Consider the following 14,620-nt stretch of genomic DNA (forward strand, 5'->3'; position numbering starts at 1 on the left):
CATACCAAAACTAGGGCACCCCCCTGTTGGTTTCCACCGGATTCCGAAAAAGTGACGACAATGTCAGGCGAAGCGCAGGTCGACCGATCCGAAGCCGCCGAAATCGGCATGGATGCGGCTGCCGGGCGGGCATTCGACGGGCCGGATGAACGAGCCCGAGAGGATCACCTGGCCCGCCTCGATGCGTTGGCCGTATTGCTCCATCCGCCGCGCAAGCCAGACGATGCCCTCCACCGGATCGTTCAGCACGCCCGCGCCAAGCCCGGTCTCCTCAACCTCATCATTGCGGCTGACAACAGCCCCGACCCATCTGAGATCGACCGCCTCCGGGTCATGCCGTGCATCGCCCAAAACGATCCCGGCATTGGCCGCATTGTCCGAGATCGTGTCGGTGATCACCCGCGTCTGCCCGGTCGCGGGGTCGGCGCGCAGGATGCGGGTGTCGAGGATCTCCAGCGCGGGGGCAACGGAACCGGTCGCGGCCAGCACAGCGGCGCGCGTCACGTCGGCACCCCCAAGCGGGGCCTTCATGACAAAGGCGATCTCGGCCTCGATGCGCGGCTGGATGAAGCGGCCTGCGGGAATTGTCGCGCCGTCATCGAAGGCCATGTCATCGAACAGCACGCCGGAATCGGGGGTGTCGATCTTCAGCGCATCCTGCATCGCCTTCGAGGTCAGGCCGATCTTCCAGCCGATGACGCGCCGCCCCTCGGCCAGTTTCGCCGCCATCAGCGCCGATTGCACGGCATAGGCATCGTCCATCGTCATGCCGGGATAACGCCGCGACAACAGGCCGATCTGGGTTCCCCTGCGTTCCGCCTCCAGCAGGTCGCGGGCGGCGCGGGCGTGGTCCTCGGGGCTCATGCCTCATCCTCGACCCTGTTGCGCAGGGTGCCGAGGCCGGTGGCCGTGACCTCCACCACGTCGCCGGGCACAAGGTAGCGCGGCGGATCGAACCGCGCGCCCGCGCCCGTCGGGGTGCCGGTGACGATGATATCGCCGGGATGCAGCGTCATGAAGGTCGAGATATATTCGACCTGGCGGCGGATCGGAAAGATCATGCGGGCAAGCGCGTCCTGCTGCCGCAAGTCCCCGTTTACCCACGTCTCGATGTGCGCCTCTTCGATCTGCGCCGGATCGGTGAACGGCACCAGCCACGGCCCCATCGCGCCGGAACGGTCCCAGTTCTTGCCTTGGGTGACGTTGAACTTGGCATGGCGCACCCAATCGCGGATCGTGCCCTCGTTGCACAGCGTCAGCGCGGCGATATGGTCATAGGCGTCGGCCTGCGCGATCCGCCGTCCGGTCTTGCCGATGACCACCGCGACCTCGCCCTCGTAATCCAGCGTGTGGTTTTCGGGCGGACGGATCAGCGGCTGGCCATGCCCTGTGAAGGAGGAGGCAAAGCGCGGGAAGAGCGACATGTTGGGCGGCAGATCGGTGCCGTCCTTGTATTCGGCATTGCGGTCGGGGAAGTTGACGCCGACGCAGATGATCGCGCGCGCATCGGGCACGGGCAGGTCATAGGTGAAGCTCTCATGCGTCACGCCGCGCCCCTCGGCGGCCTCGGCCAGCCGCGCCAGCCCGCCCGCCGCGATCACCTCACGCAGGCTGGCCCATTCCGCAAAATCGGGTGACAGCGCCACGAACCCCGCCTCAGACACCGCGCCGTAAAGCCGCTCACCGCCCGCGCGCACCGTTGCAAATCGCATCACCCTGCCCCCATCTTCTTGGTCCAAATACTCAAATTCCGACGCTCACCCCGCGCCGAGACGCATGATCTTATGCGCCCCGGTGGCAAAGCCGATATGTTTCTGCTCCATGTAGAACTCGAACGACCAGTCACCGCCATCGCGCCCCATGCCGCTGGCCTTGACGCCGCCGAAGGGGGTGGGCAGGTGGCGCACGTTCTCGGAGTTTACCCAGATCATCCCGGCCTCCAGCCTGTCGGTGACGCGCAGGGCCCGCGTCAGGTCGTTGGTCCAGACATAGCCGGTGAGGCCGTAAGCGGTGTCATTGGCGATCCGCAGCGCCTCCTCTTCCGTTCCGAACGGGATCGAGGTGAGGACGGGGCCGAAAATCTCCTCGCGCGCGCAGCGCATGTCGTTGGTGGCATCGGTGAAGAGCGTGGGTTTGACGAAGAACCCCTCCTCGCCCATCCGGCCCCCGCCCGCCGCGATGGTGGCGCCGTCAGCGCGCGCGATGTCGAAATAGCCGGTGACCTTGTCGAAATGCTCGCGCGTGACCAGCGGGCCCACTTCCGTGGCGGGGTCCAGCGGGTGGCCGACCTTGATTTTGTTCACGCGCTCGACCAGCGCGGCCTCGAAATCTTCCTTGATCGTGTCCTGCACCAACAGGCGGCTGGACGAGGTGCAGCGTTCCCCGTTGATCGAGTAGATCATGAAGATGACGGCATCCAATGCGCGCTCGAGATCGGCGTCGTCGAAGACGATGACCGGGTTCTTGCCGCCAAGCTCCAGATGCACACGTTTCAGCGTATCGGCCCCTTGCTTGGTGATCAGCGACCCGGTGCGGCTTTCGCCGACAAAGGCGATGGCCTTGATGGCGGGGTGCTCGGTGAGGGCGCGCCCCGCATCCTCGCCATAGCCGTTCACCACGTTCAACACGCCGGGCGGCAGGCCCGCCTCTTCCGCGATCTCGACCAGCAGGCGCGCGGTCAGGGGCGAGGCCTCGGCAGGCTTGTGGACCACGGTGCAGCCCGCGGCAAGCGCCGGCGCGATCTTCCAGGTCGACAGCATGAAGGGCGTGTTCCAGGGCGTGATCACGCCCACGGGGCCGATGGGGGTGCGCGTGGTGATGTTGACCAGCGTGGGTGAGGGCAGGTTCTGGCCGTCGCGGGCCGATGTCACCTGCCCCGCGAAATAGCGGAAGTTCTCGGCCCCCCGCAGCGCCGCCTTGGACATGAAGCGCAGGGTCTGGCCGGTGTCCCAGCATTCGCAGAGCGCGATTTCCTCGGCCCGCGCCTCGATGGCTTCGGCGACGTCGATCAGGATGCGGCGACGCTCGGTCGCGGGCATGTCGCGCCAGGCCGGGAACGCCGCCGCCGCCGCGCGCGCGGCGGCATCCACATCGCCCGCATCGCTGCGCGCGACATCGCAGATCAGGCTTTCATCGACCGGTGAGGTGGTCTGGAACACGCCCCCTCCGCCGTCACGATCCGCCCCCGCGATGCGGTTGCGGATGCCGGTATCGCGGAAGCGGGCGAGGTAGCCGTCGAGTGTCTCAAGATTGCGGGCGAGGTCGGGTTCGGACATTGGGGCGCTGCTCCTTCAATTCAGTTACGATGTTAAGCATATTACTTAACATGTCAACCAAATTCTCGACCGGGAAGATGCCGCCGCACCGTGCCCGTCTTGGGCGACAGGCTGGCGTCGATGTCGCGCATCTCCAAGGACAGCGCGAGGGAATGATCGTCCATGTACGGGGCCAGAAAGGCGCGGGCGACCTCGAAAATCCCTTCGCAGGCGGCCTCCTTCACCTCTTGCGGACGCCCCTCGCGCAGGCGGATGGAGATGTCGACAAACCCGTGTTGCGGGTCGCCATCGGCGATCGCAACATGATCGGCGCGAAAGGCGCGCACACGGATGCCGGGGGTGGGGAAGCAGTCCATACCGGCGGCGGTGGCGCGCACCGCCTCGCACAGGGCGGCAATATCGACGGCGGGCTCCAGGTTGGCGGAGTATTCGATGATGAAATGCGGCATCGCGGGGCCTGTGCAGGGGCAATAAGTTAGTATATTAAGTAATTCCCGAGACATGCAACCGTGGTGAGCCCCGACAGATGAGCCCGCAAGACCTGCCCCCTGCCCGCCGGTCCCTGCCCTTCGCCCTTGTCCGCGCGCGGGAAAAGGTCATGGCCCCCATCCGCGAGATGCTGGCGGCCTCGGGCATTACCGAACAGCAATGGCGCGTGTTGCGGGTGCTGTCCGAGCACGGGGCCATGGATGCCAGCAAACTGGCCGAGCAGACCAGCCTGCTGCTGCCGAGCCTGACGCGGATCGCGCAGAACATGGTGGCCAATGGCCTCATCACACGGGCCACCGACGCGAAGGACCGCCGCCGCCTGACCCTGGCCATCACGCCCGAGGGCCAGGCCATCATCGACGCCAACCGCGACCAGGCCGCCCGCATTGCGCAGAGCTTCGAGGATGTCTTGGGCCGCGAGAGGCTCGACGCGCTGCTGGACGCCTTGGCGGCGCTGGACGATCTCTGATCTCAATTTTTGTTGACATGTTAAATATATTGCTTAACATGTTCACCATAGCAACCAGTCGGAGTTCGCCATGCCCGTCCCGCCCCCTGTGCTCTATCCGCCTTTCAACATCGTGCGGCTCAGCCATGTCGAATACCGGGTCAAAGACCTCGCGCGGTCGCGGGCATTCTATGTCGATACGCTCGGGCTTCAGGTCAGCCATGAGGATGCCAGCAGCCTCTACCTGCGCGCGATGGAAGAACGCGGGCATCACTCGATCAAGCTTGTGAAATCCGGCACATCCGAGGTCGGCGTGTTGGGCTTCAAGCTCTATGATGAGCCCGACCTTGAGAAGGCGGAGGCGTTCTTTGCGGGCAAGGGCCTGCCAACCGAGTGGGTCGAGAACCCCTATATGGGCAAGACATTGCGCACCCGCGACCCCTGGGGCGTGCCGCTGGAATTCTACGTGCAGATGGACCGGCTGGCGCCCATTCACCAGCAATACAAGCTATATAACGGCGTCCGCCCCCTGCGCATCGACCATTTCAACATGTTCTCGGCGGATGTGGATGCCAGCGTCGCCTTCTATAACGAAATAGGGTTCCGCACGACCGAATACACCGAGGATGAGGAGAGCGGGAAGGTCTGGGCCGCCTGGATGCACCGCAAGGGCGGCGTGCATGACGTGGCCTTCACCAATGGCACCGGCCCGCGCCTGCATCACACCGCGTTCTGGGTGCCCTCGGCGCTCTCCATCATCGACCTCTTGGACCTGATGGCGACCACGGGTTGGGTGGACAGTATCGAGCGCGGGCCGGGGCGGCACGGCATTTCCAACGCCTTCTTCCTCTATATCCGCGACCCCGACGGCAACCGGATCGAGATCTATGTCTCGGATTACCAGACCGTCGATCCCGACCTGGAACCGATCAAATGGGATCTGAAAGACCCGCAGCGCCAGACCCTCTGGGGCGCGCCCGCGCCGCGCAGCTGGTTCGAGGAAGGCTCGGAATTCGCCGGGGCTGAGTTGTCGGAACCCGCGCTGAAGGCGCAACCGATCATTGCGCCCTGAAACGGGATTTGAGCCGTGTCAGCGCCCGACTGGACCAGGGCAGGAAGATATAGCTGATCAGCAGGACATTGACGGAGATCAGCAAGACCTCGCGCCAGAAGCCGGTGAAACGGTCGGGCAGGACGTAGCCCGCCAGAAGGGTCAGCACCTCGGCGATCACCACGATCCAGAAGATCAGGACCGCGACGACCTCGATCTTGCGCAATTGCGCCTTCGGGCCCGGCAACAGCGACAGGTCGTCGAACCGGGCCTGAACCGGGGCGGCCTCGCTGATCGCGTCCAGCCTCACCACGTAATCGGCCCGCGCCTCCGAGGCGTTCCAGCGCGCCAGATCGGCGTCGGAGGCGAAGGTGAAGACGGTGACAAGCTCGCAGATGCCGCCCTGTTCGGAGCGGCTGCTGCGCAGATCGACGAAACCGCGGCACCGCTGCACCGCGTCGCGGATGCCCGCCTCAAGCGCTTCGATCTCCTGCGCCACCTCGGGCCGGTAGCGGCGCAGGATCACCGAAAGGACGGGCGTTGCGTCGGCCATCCCTCGCGCTCAGGTCTCTTTCTTGTCGTCGACGATGCCCATGCTGGCCACCGCGCCCTGGCCTAGCGGAACGCTGGCGAAGGGACCGCCATGGCACATATGGCCGGGATCCTGCGGGTCGAGCGGGCCGGAATTGGCCAGCACCTCCGCCGCGTAGTCTTCGGCGTTGTCCTTGGGCCGGTAGCCCAGGAAGGCGGCGCTGGAATTGTCCACCGGCGCGCGGTCGTTGTTCGAGACGCCGTAGACGATCGAGAACCCCGTCACCGGCGTGTCGATGGCGCGTGTCACAAGCTGGATCAGGTCGTCATAGCTGAGCCATGAGCCAAGCGCGCGCGGGTTGTTGACCTGCGCGGCGGAGAGGATGCGCAGGCACACGCTCTCCAATCCGCGCTTGTCCCAATACATGCTGCCCAGATCCTCGGCAAAGCACTTGGCGAGGCCGTAGAACGTGTCGGGCCGGTGCGGCACGTCGGTGCCGATATGCTGGTTCTTGGGATACATCCCGACCGCGTGGATCGAGCTGGCATAGACCACGCGGCGCAAACCGTTGCGATGCGCCGCCTCCCAGATGTTGTAGGCGCCGATAAAGTTGGGGCCCAGGAGTTCCTCGAACGGGCCCTCATCGACGATGGCCCCGAAATGGATCACCATATCGGCCCCTTCGGTGATCGACACCATCGCGTCCAGATCGGCGATGTCGGCCTGCACATAGCTTTCGCCCTCGTAAAGCGTGCCGATATCATCCTTGATATCGGTCGATACCAGGCTGTCGCACATCGCGGCCAGAGGTTCGCGCAGGTAGGAGCCGAGCCGCCCGGCGGCACCGGTCAGAACCAGTTTCTTCATCATCGGGAATGTCCTTTCGTCACATCACGTTACATATGGGCCTTCACATCGGCCAGAAGCTTGTCCGAGGCCCGCGCCAGCAGGCCGGTATCCAGCCCGCAGGCCACGAAGGTAAAGCCCTCATCCATCAGTTCCGCCGCGAAACCAGGATCCGTGACCAGCGTGCCGACCGGCATGCCCCTGGCCATCAGCGCCTTTGCGACGGGGCGGATACGGGCCCAGATATCGGGGTGCATCGGGTTGCCCAACAGGCCCATATCGGCGCCGATATCGGCAGGTCCGAAGAAGATGCCGTCAACACCATCGACCGCGGCGATATCTTCCGCCGCGTCCAGCGCGGCCTGGGTCTCGACCTGGAGCAGCACCGCCGTCTCGTCCTCAACCCGCCCGAGGTAATCCTTGACCCGGCCATAGCGCGTGGCCCGCGTGGTGCCGGACACGCCGCGCACGCCCTTTGGCGGATAGCGGGTGGCGGCAACGGCGCGCCGGGCCTCCTCGACGCTCTGGATCATCGGAAAGAGCAAGCCCTGCGCGCCGATATCGAGCAGTTTCTTGACCGCGACGGTATCATTCCATTCCACCCGCACCAGCGCCGTGGTGTCGGATCCTGCAAAAACCTGCAACTGCCCCAGGACCGAACGGTAATCGTTCGGCGCATGCTCCATGTCAATCAGCGCCCAGTCGAACCCGGCATGGGCCGTCACCTCGGCGGCGATGTTGCTGGCCAGGCTGATCCAGAGGCCGATCTGCTTGTCCCTGGACTTGAGCGCGCGGGCAAAGGGGTTGGCGGGCAGGTTCATATCACGGCCTTCTCGACAAGGGGGGTGTGGGTGGCGATCCGCTCAAATCCGAACGGGCTCAAATCGAGGCTACGATATTCGCCGGTGGTCAGCAATTCCGCCATTCCGCGCCCCATGGCGGGCGATTGCTGCAAGCCGTGACCGGAAAATCCGTTCTGGAAATGGAAGTTTGTGATCTCGGGATGCGGCCCCAGAATGGCGTTCTGATCCAGCGTGTTATAGGCGTAGTGGCCGACCCATTCATTCATCACCTTGATCGCCTCGAACGCCGGGATGCGACCCGCCAGCGCGGGCCAGACGTGATCCTGCCAGAGGCTGTGATCCATCCCGAAATCATCCGGCTCCACGGCGGGATCGTGATCGGCATGACCGCCCGCCATGTAGTATTGCGTGCCCTCCTGACGCACATGCACGCCCGAGGGGTCGATGGTCAGCGGCAGGGGCCGGTCCAGCGGGGTTTCGGCCTGGAACACCCAAGTGTAGCGCTTGCGCGGTTCCACCGGCAGGTCGATGCCCGCCATCGCCGCGATGCGCGCGGCGCGGGGACCGGCGGCGTTGACGACCTGCCCACAGGCGATGCGGCGGCCCGATTTCAGCGTTACGCTGTCGATGCGGGGGCCGGTGCGGCCAAGGCCGACCACCTCATCCGTCACATACTCGACCCCGCGCTTGCGGGCGGTACGGCGGAACCAGTCGAAGACCGTCGCGCCGTCGAAATAGCCTTCGTTGACCGTGTTGTGGGAGCCCAGGATAATGTCGTCGAGGTTGTAGAACGGATAGGCTTCGGCGATCTGGTCGGGGGTCAGCAACCGGGTGCCCGCGCCGCAGGCCGCCTGAACGGCATGACTGGCGCGCAGGGTCTCGGCGAAGGCGTCGTTATCGGCCAGGTAGAGATAGCCGAAATTCTGGATCGCCAGGTGCGGCGCCTCCGGATCCTTCATCCGGCGCGGCAGGTCGGTGATGAACGCCGCCCCGAACTGGCTGATGCGCACGTTGAGCGCCGAGGAGAACTGCTGCCGGATGCAGCTGTTGGTATGCGCGGTGGAGCATTGGGAATAGCTCGGGTCCATCTCGACGACCAGCACGCGCCCGTCGAAATCCATGTCGGACAGGAAAAACGCCGTCGCCGACCCCATGATCGCGCCGCCGATGATGACCACGTCATAGCTGTCATGCGCTGGCCCTTCGCTCATTGCGCCTCCTCGCCCCTCTCCACGGCCTCTTGCACCGTGGCGATCTCGGCCTCGCTGAGCCCGTAGTCGCGCGCCGCACATTCCGCCGAGATATAGCCGCGCGCAAGGTCGCGCCGCACCTTGGCCCTGTCGCGCTGGCCGACATCGCCATAGCCCGCGCCGCCCGGCAGCGCCAGCATCACCCTTGCGCCTTCCGGCACGAATTGCTTGCCCTTGCCGCGCATTTCGGTGCCGTCATCGCGCGCGATGGTGGTGGCCCCGCCGGAACCTCCGCCGCGCCGCCCGCGCGCAGGATGCTTCACGCGGTCGAACATGGCGGAGAAGTCGAATTCATGCCCTTCCCGCGCGCCGACCTCCATGTATTGACCGAGCCCGCCGCGCTGCTGGCCCGCGCCGCCTGAATCGGGCCGCAACTCCTTGCGCCAGATGATCACCGGGCCGACATGTTCGGTGGCCTCGACCGGCATCGTCATCACGCCCGAGGGGAAGGCGGTGGAGCTGAGCCCGTCATGCGCGGGCCGCGCGCCGGAGCCGCCGGAGTTGAACGACAGCACTTCGGCCCGCACGGCACCCGTCGCCCCCTCGGCGGGGCGCAGGGACAGCTGGAAATTGCACAGGCACCCGGCCCCTTCTGCGGGCACCACGCCGGGGATGATCTTGTCCAGCGCGTCATAGACCGCGTCGGGGACGAAATGGCCGACGATATGGCGCAAGGCCACGGGGGCGGGATGCGCCGCGTTGACGATGGTGTTTTCGGGGGCCGTGACCTCGAACGGAGCCAGCGACGCCGCATTGTTCGGGATCTCGGGCGCGATGGCGCATTTCAGTGCGTAGCAGGCATAGGCCTTGGCATAGACCAGCGGGCAGTTGATGCCCTTCTTGTCAACGGGCGAGGAGCCCGCGAAATCGGTGATGATGCGGTCCTCCTCGATGGTCAGCCTGACCTTGAGCGTGATGGGACGGTCGAACCCGTCCACGGTCATCGCGCCTTCCGCCACCTCTCGCGGCAGGGCTTTGATCCGCTCCAGCGTGGCGCGGCGGGAGTTCTCCATGATGAAGCCGCCGATGCCCGAGAGGTCGTCCAGCGCAAATTCCTGCATCATGTCGACAAGCCGCCGATGCCCGATCTCGTTGCAGGTTGCCAGCGCGTAGAGGTCGCCGATCACCTGTCCCGGCTCGCGCACATTGCCCCGGATGAGGTGCAGCAGGGTCTCGTCCACCTCGCCCTCGCGGGCGAAGTGCATGATGGGGACGTGCAGCCCCTCCTCGTAGACGCTGTTCGCATCCGCGCCGAACCCGCGCCCACCGACATCGACGACATGCGCGGTGCAGGCGAAGAACCCGGCGAGCCGACCCTTGTGGAAGGACGGCGAGACCACGGTGAAATCATGCAGGTGGCCGGTGCCCTCCCACGGGTTGTTGGTCAGGTAGACATCGCCCGCGCGGATGTTCTCGCGACCGATGCGGCGGATGAAATGCGCCACCGCATCGGCCATCGCGTTGACATGGCCCGGTGTGCCGGTGACGGCCTGCGCCAGCATGTTTCCATCCACGTCATAGACCCCGGCCGAGAGGTCACCCGCCTCGCGCACGGACGTGGAAAAGGCGGTGCGCACAAGGGCCTGCGCCTGTTCCTCCACCACCGAGATGAGGCGGTTCCACATGACCTGATAGGCGACGGTCGAGGGGCTCATGGCGTGTCCTTCATGCGGGTGATGTCGATGCAGCCATCGGCCTGACGAATGGCGCTCCGGCTGGCGGGCAGGATGATCGTGGTCTCATCCTCGGTGATCGCGGCGGGGCCCTTTACGGTCTCGCCAAGGCCAATGTCTGCACGCCGGACAACGTCCGCTGTCGTCATTTTCGCCAAGGCCGGATCGAAAAGCGGGCGCTGTCCGGTCGGCGTCGCCGGTCCGGCGGCCTGCGCGGCATCGACGCGGGCGACATGTTCCGGCGGGGTGGTGGCGTTGACCGACCAGACGGTGATCTCCACATCCATGCCCTTGACGCTGCGCCCGAAGAGCTTGGCATAGTCCGCCTCGAAGAGCCTCAGGAAAGTCTCCGCATCGGGGGCGGTGGCCTCGTCCTCGCTCAACACGATGGGGATCTCCCACCCCTGCCCCGCATAGCGCATGTAGACCTTGTATTCGGTCAGGATCTCGGCCTGCGCGTCGCAGTTGCGCACGAACCCCGCCGCCTCGGACCGAAGCTCCTCCAACAGGCCGGTGATCGTGGCGGGGTCGAACTCCGACAGGCGCATGTAGACCGAGCGGTTGGCCTCGAAGCTGAACGGCGCGCGCAGGAAGCCGATGGCGCTGCCCACGCCCGCGCCGGGTGGAACCAGCAAGCGGTCGACGCCCAGTTTCTCACAGAGCCGCCCGGCATGAAGGGGCGCCGCGCCGCCGAAGGCGATCATGGTGTAGTCGGACAGATCTTCGCCGTTCTCCACCGCATGAACCCGCGCGGCATTGGCCATGTTCTCATCGACCAGCTCGGCGAGGCCAAAGGCCGCCTCGCCCGCGTCCATCTCCAGCACCTCGCCCAAGACACGCGTCAACGCGTGTTCGGAGCGGTCCGGATGCAGCGCGATGGAGCCGCCCGCGAAATTCTCCGGGTCCAGCTTGCCCAGGACAAGGTCGGCATCGGTCACCGCAGGTTTGTCCCCGCCGCGCCCATAGCAGGCCGGACCGGGTTCCGAGCCTGCGCTTTCCGGGCCAACCCGGATCTGGCGCATCGCATCGACATGGGCCAGGCTGCCGCCGCCCGCGCCGATCTCGACCATGTCGATGACGGGAATGGAAATCGGCATGCCTGAGCCTTTCTTGAACCGATAACTGCGCGCGACCTCGAACACGCGCGAGGTCTTGGGCATCTGGTGCTTGATCAGGCAGATCTTGGCGGTGGTGCCGCCCATGTCGAAACTCAACACCTTGTCGAGCCCGTAGCGCGCGGCAATATGCGCGGCGAAAACCGCCCCCCCGGCGGGGCCGGATTCGACCAGCCGCACGGGAAAATCGGCCGCGTTTTCAAGGCTGATGATGCCGCCGCCCGAGTGCATCAGGAAGATTTTGCAGGTGACGCCCTCACCCCTCAGCCGCCCCTCCAGCCGCGACAGGTAGCTTTTCATCAAGGGCTTGATATAGGCGTTGGCGACGACGGTGTTGAAGCGTTCATATTCGCGCATCTGGGGGCTGACCTCGGAGGAGATCGAGACCATCGCATCCTGCATCCGGTCGCGCAGCACATCGCGGATCATCCGCTCGTGAACGTCGTTGGCGTAGGAGTGCAAGAGCCCCACGGCGATGCTGTCATACCCGGCCTCGGCCAGCCGGTCGACCAGCCGCTCGACCTCCGCCAGGTCCAGCGGGATCAGGATATTGCCGGACGCATCGACGCGCTCGGCCACCGTGTAGCGGCGTTGGCGGGGCAAGAGCGGCTCGGGCAATTCCAGGTTCAGGTCATATTGCTCGAACCGGGATTCTGTCCGCATTTCAATGGTATCGCGGAACCCTTGCGTGGTGATCAGCGCGGTCTTGGCCCCGCGCCTCTCGATCAGCGCGTTGGTGGCCAGCGTGGTGCCGTGGATGATCTGGCCGATCTGCGACGCCGCGATCCCCGCCTTGGCACAGACCTGGCCCATGCCGTCGATAATGGCCTCCTCGGGCGCCGCATAGGTGGTCAGCACCTTGGTGGAAAACTGGCCCCTGTCGGTTTCCAGAACCACATCGGTGAAGGTGCCGCCAATATCGACGCCGAGCCGGTTGGTAGTCGTTGCCATTCGCGGTCCCCTGAAGCTGATCCGGCGCGACGATACGCGGCGCGTTGTATCAGATCAAATTATTCGATTTGATCAATGTGATCCGCTCAATTGATCCCCTGCCGCCACCCGTGCCGCCAGTTCCGCCGCTTTCCTGACCACCCCCGCCGCGCGGTCGGCGTGAAAACGGGCTGTGAAATCAAGCGGTTCGGGTTGCCAGCCAAGGTCCACCTCTGCAAGCGTCCCGCCCGCCAGGTGCCCCGCCACCATCGCGCGCGGCACCATTGCCACGCCCATGCCGTTCACCGCCATCAGGATCGCCGAATTGAGGCTGCTGGATGGCACCAGCCGGGGCGCGGGACCGGGGGGCAGGTGGGCCTGCAATTCCTGGAAGGCCTGAGTGTGGCGGGCATGGGTCAGGATCGGCGCGGTCAGCCCCGCCACGCCCGTGGATGGGTCGATACCGGACATGAGATCAGGCGCAGCGACCCAGGCGTAACCGTATGATCCCAAGGTGATTTCCCCCGTGGCGGCGTGCGAAAACGGCGCGTTCTGCAAGGCGAGATCCAGCGCGTTTGCGGCAAGCTCCGCATCCAGGGTGCGCGACAGATCGACGGTCAACTCGACCGTGACGCGCGGATAATCCTGCCTGAGCGCGCGCAGGAAATCGTGCAGCCATGTCGTCGCGATCAACTCGGTGACACCAAGGCGCAGCCGGTCCTCGGCCAGGTCGGGGCGGGCGGCCACGTCCAGCACACCCTCGACCGCGCGCAGGGATTTTCGAGCCTGTTCAAGGACGTCCAGCCCGCGCGGCGTCATCTCGACTGACCCCGCGTCACGCGCCATCAGGCTGAAGCCGAGCGTCGCCTCAAGCGCCGCGATCCGGGCTGAGATATTGGGCTGCGTCGTGCCGAGATGCGCCGCCGCCTTGCGGAAACTGCCGAGATCAGCGACCCAGACGAGCGCCTCGAGTTGTTTGAGGGTGAGCGTGTTGGAGATCACCGCATCGCCTCAGATCACGCCGTCGGCACGCAGATCGGCGATGTCACCGGCCTCGTATCCCAGATCGGTCAGGATCGCGTCGGTGTCCTGCCCCAGGGCGGGCGGCGCAAGGCCGACATCCGGGGCGGCCCCGTCCATCTGGTATCCGGCGCGCGCATTGGTGACGGGCCGGTCGATGCCGGGCGTCTCGGGAAAGACGCGCAGGAAATCGCGGCCCCGCACCTGCTCCAGCGCCAGCGCCTCCGGGACGGTCAGGATCGGTCCGGCAGGAACGCCCGCCGCGTTCAACCGCGTCACCAGCGTTTCGGCATCGAACGCCGCGAACCCGGCCTCGATTTTCCCGGTCAGCGCGGCGCGATTCTCCAGCCGGTCCTGCCGCCTGGCAAATCGCGGATCGCGCACCAGATCAGGCCGGTCGATCACGTCGCACAGCGCCTCGAACTGCTCCTGTTTATTGGCGGCGAGGTTGATCGGCGCGGTGGCGGTGCGGAACGCGCCCGAGGGCGCCGCGGTGAAATTGGCGTTGCCCATCGGCACCGGCACCTGCCCCGCGATGAGGTAATTCGACACCACCCACCCCATTGTTGCCAGCACCGAGTCGAGCATCGAGACGTCGATGAAGCTGCCCGCCTCGCCCCGCCCCGCCAGCGCCGCGTTGATCGCCATCGCCGCCGTCAGCCCGCCGATCGTGTCGGCCATGGGAAAACCCGTGCGCATCGGTGCGCTGTCGCCGTCGCCGGTGATCGACATCGCGCCGGACAGCCCTTGAATGATCTGGTCATAGGCGGGCAGATCGCGCATCGGGCCGGTCTGGCCAAAGCCCGATATGGCGCAGTAGATCAGCCGGGGGTTTTCCGCGCGCAGGGTCTCATAGCCCACGCCCAACCGGTCCATGACGCCGGGGCGGAAGTTTTCCACCAGCACATCGGCCCCGGCCACAAGGCGCTTCAGGATCGCCTTGCCACGCGCGTGCTTGAGGTTCAGCGTCAGCGACCGCTTGCCCGCGTTCTGCGCCAGGAATGACACGCCCATGAGACCCGCATTCAACGCCGGGTCGGCCCCAAGCTGGCGCGCCAGATCGCCCCGGCCCGGCACCTCGACCTTGATCACCTCGGCCCCCAGATAGGCCAGTTGCGCGCAGCAGAACGGACCCGAAAGCACGTTGGTCAGGTCCAGCACGCGGATACCTTTGAGGGGGGATTGCAT

The 14,620-nt window shown here is 65.8% G+C and carries 14 protein-coding genes; 2 read left to right on the plus strand and 12 right to left on the minus strand.

Going from position 1 to position 14,620, the window contains the following annotated elements:
- Positions 1-63: 63 nt before the first annotated feature.
- Genes hpaH through AC13C7_RS10505 form a run of 4 tightly spaced genes read right to left on the minus strand, consistent with a single transcriptional unit; the run spans position 64 to position 3,724 of the window.
- Positions 64-864, minus strand: coding sequence for a 2-oxo-hept-4-ene-1,7-dioate hydratase (gene hpaH / locus AC13C7_RS10490; RefSeq protein WP_482867440.1), 801 nt, complete (start codon positions 862-864; stop codon positions 64-66).
- The gene (locus AC13C7_RS10495; protein WP_482867441.1) at positions 861-1,712 is read right to left on the minus strand and encodes a fumarylacetoacetate hydrolase family protein; all 852 of its coding nucleotides are present in this window, start codon (positions 1,710-1,712) and stop codon (positions 861-863) included. Before AC13C7_RS10495 ends, hpaH begins: the two co-directional genes overlap by 4 nt.
- A gap of 45 nt (positions 1,713-1,757) precedes the next feature.
- Positions 1,758-3,275 (minus strand): 5-carboxymethyl-2-hydroxymuconate semialdehyde dehydrogenase, encoded by a 1,518-nt coding sequence (gene hpaE, locus AC13C7_RS10500; RefSeq protein ID WP_482867442.1) that lies wholly within the window; start codon positions 3,273-3,275, stop codon positions 1,758-1,760.
- Positions 3,276-3,328: 53 nt separating this feature from the next.
- Positions 3,329-3,724 (minus strand): 5-carboxymethyl-2-hydroxymuconate Delta-isomerase, encoded by a 396-nt coding sequence (locus AC13C7_RS10505; RefSeq protein ID WP_482867443.1) that lies wholly within the window; start codon positions 3,722-3,724, stop codon positions 3,329-3,331.
- A gap of 77 nt (positions 3,725-3,801) precedes the next feature.
- Between AC13C7_RS10505 and hpaR the strand changes: the two genes are divergently transcribed.
- Together hpaR and hpaD are read left to right on the plus strand one after the other, a co-directional pair.
- Positions 3,802-4,233 carry a homoprotocatechuate degradation operon regulator HpaR gene (hpaR, locus tag AC13C7_RS10510; RefSeq protein ID WP_172316939.1) on the plus strand — a complete coding sequence of 144 codons (432 nt, stop codon included), beginning with the start codon at positions 3,802-3,804 and terminating at the stop codon, positions 4,231-4,233.
- 70 nt (positions 4,234-4,303) lie between these two features.
- Complete coding sequence (gene hpaD, locus AC13C7_RS10515) at positions 4,304-5,284, plus strand: 3,4-dihydroxyphenylacetate 2,3-dioxygenase (RefSeq protein WP_482867444.1); 981 nt, start codon at positions 4,304-4,306, stop codon at positions 5,282-5,284.
- Here hpaD and AC13C7_RS10520 read toward each other — a convergent pair.
- The 8 genes from AC13C7_RS10520 to AC13C7_RS10555 all read right to left on the minus strand — a co-directional run bounded on the left by AC13C7_RS10520 (position 5,271) and on the right by AC13C7_RS10555 (position 14,620).
- Positions 5,271-5,816 carry a putative antibiotic biosynthesis monooxygenase gene (locus AC13C7_RS10520; protein WP_482867445.1) on the minus strand — a complete coding sequence of 182 codons (546 nt, stop codon included), beginning with the start codon at positions 5,814-5,816 and terminating at the stop codon, positions 5,271-5,273. The genes hpaD and AC13C7_RS10520 overlap by 14 nt on opposite strands.
- Before the next feature lie 9 nt (positions 5,817-5,825).
- Positions 5,826-6,662, minus strand: coding sequence for an NAD-dependent epimerase/dehydratase family protein (locus AC13C7_RS10525; RefSeq protein ID WP_172317854.1), 837 nt, complete (start codon positions 6,660-6,662; stop codon positions 5,826-5,828).
- Positions 6,663-6,691: 29 nt separating this feature from the next.
- On the minus strand, positions 6,692-7,462 hold the full coding sequence (locus AC13C7_RS10530) for an HpcH/HpaI aldolase family protein (RefSeq protein WP_482867446.1): 771 nt from the start codon (positions 7,460-7,462) through the stop codon (positions 6,692-6,694).
- Positions 7,459-8,655, minus strand: a complete 1,197-nt coding sequence (locus AC13C7_RS10535; RefSeq protein WP_482867447.1) for an NAD(P)/FAD-dependent oxidoreductase — start codon at positions 8,653-8,655, stop codon at positions 7,459-7,461. The genes AC13C7_RS10530 and AC13C7_RS10535 overlap by 4 nt, the downstream gene beginning before the upstream one ends.
- Positions 8,652-10,349, minus strand: coding sequence for a hydantoinase B/oxoprolinase family protein (locus AC13C7_RS10540; protein ID WP_482867448.1), 1,698 nt, complete (start codon positions 10,347-10,349; stop codon positions 8,652-8,654). Before AC13C7_RS10540 ends, AC13C7_RS10535 begins: the two co-directional genes overlap by 4 nt.
- On the minus strand, positions 10,346-12,433 hold the full coding sequence (locus AC13C7_RS10545) for a hydantoinase/oxoprolinase family protein (RefSeq protein ID WP_482867449.1): 2,088 nt from the start codon (positions 12,431-12,433) through the stop codon (positions 10,346-10,348). The genes AC13C7_RS10540 and AC13C7_RS10545 overlap by 4 nt, the downstream gene beginning before the upstream one ends.
- 72 nt (positions 12,434-12,505) lie before the next feature.
- The gene (locus AC13C7_RS10550; RefSeq protein ID WP_482867450.1) at positions 12,506-13,414 is read right to left on the minus strand and encodes a LysR family transcriptional regulator; all 909 of its coding nucleotides are present in this window, start codon (positions 13,412-13,414) and stop codon (positions 12,506-12,508) included.
- A gap of 9 nt (positions 13,415-13,423) precedes the next feature.
- Positions 13,424-14,620 carry a CaiB/BaiF CoA transferase family protein gene (locus tag AC13C7_RS10555; protein ID WP_482867451.1) on the minus strand — a complete coding sequence of 399 codons (1,197 nt, stop codon included), beginning with the start codon at positions 14,618-14,620 and terminating at the stop codon, positions 13,424-13,426.

This window comes from Alterinioella sp. B-7, from assembly GCF_056857775.1.

Coding starts and splice junctions, on each gene's coding strand:
- AC13C7_RS10530 (WP_482867446.1), bottom strand. CDS start 7,462: ATGAACCTGCCCGCCAACCCCTTTGCCCGCGCGCTCAAGTCCAGGGAC.
- hpaD (WP_482867444.1), top strand. CDS start 4,304: ATGCCCGTCCCGCCCCCTGTGCTCTATCCGCCTTTCAACATCGTGCGG.
- hpaR (WP_172316939.1), top strand. CDS start 3,802: ATGAGCCCGCAAGACCTGCCCCCTGCCCGCCGGTCCCTGCCCTTCGCC.
- AC13C7_RS10540 (WP_482867448.1), bottom strand. CDS start 10,349: ATGAGCCCCTCGACCGTCGCCTATCAGGTCATGTGGAACCGCCTCATC.
- AC13C7_RS10535 (WP_482867447.1), bottom strand. CDS start 8,655: ATGAGCGAAGGGCCAGCGCATGACAGCTATGACGTGGTCATCATCGGC.
- AC13C7_RS10520 (WP_482867445.1), bottom strand. CDS start 5,816: ATGGCCGACGCAACGCCCGTCCTTTCGGTGATCCTGCGCCGCTACCGG.
- AC13C7_RS10525 (WP_172317854.1), bottom strand. CDS start 6,662: ATGAAGAAACTGGTTCTGACCGGTGCCGCCGGGCGGCTCGGCTCCTAC.
- AC13C7_RS10505 (WP_482867443.1), bottom strand. CDS start 3,724: ATGCCGCATTTCATCATCGAATACTCCGCCAACCTGGAGCCCGCCGTC.
- AC13C7_RS10495 (WP_482867441.1), bottom strand. CDS start 1,712: ATGCGATTTGCAACGGTGCGCGCGGGCGGTGAGCGGCTTTACGGCGCG.
- hpaE (WP_482867442.1), bottom strand. CDS start 3,275: ATGTCCGAACCCGACCTCGCCCGCAATCTTGAGACACTCGACGGCTAC.
- AC13C7_RS10545 (WP_482867449.1), bottom strand. CDS start 12,433: ATGGCAACGACTACCAACCGGCTCGGCGTCGATATTGGCGGCACCTTC.
- hpaH (WP_482867440.1), bottom strand. CDS start 864: ATGAGCCCCGAGGACCACGCCCGCGCCGCCCGCGACCTGCTGGAGGCG.
- AC13C7_RS10555 (WP_482867451.1), bottom strand. CDS start 14,620: ATGCAATCCCCCCTCAAAGGTATCCGCGTGCTGGACCTGACCAACGTG.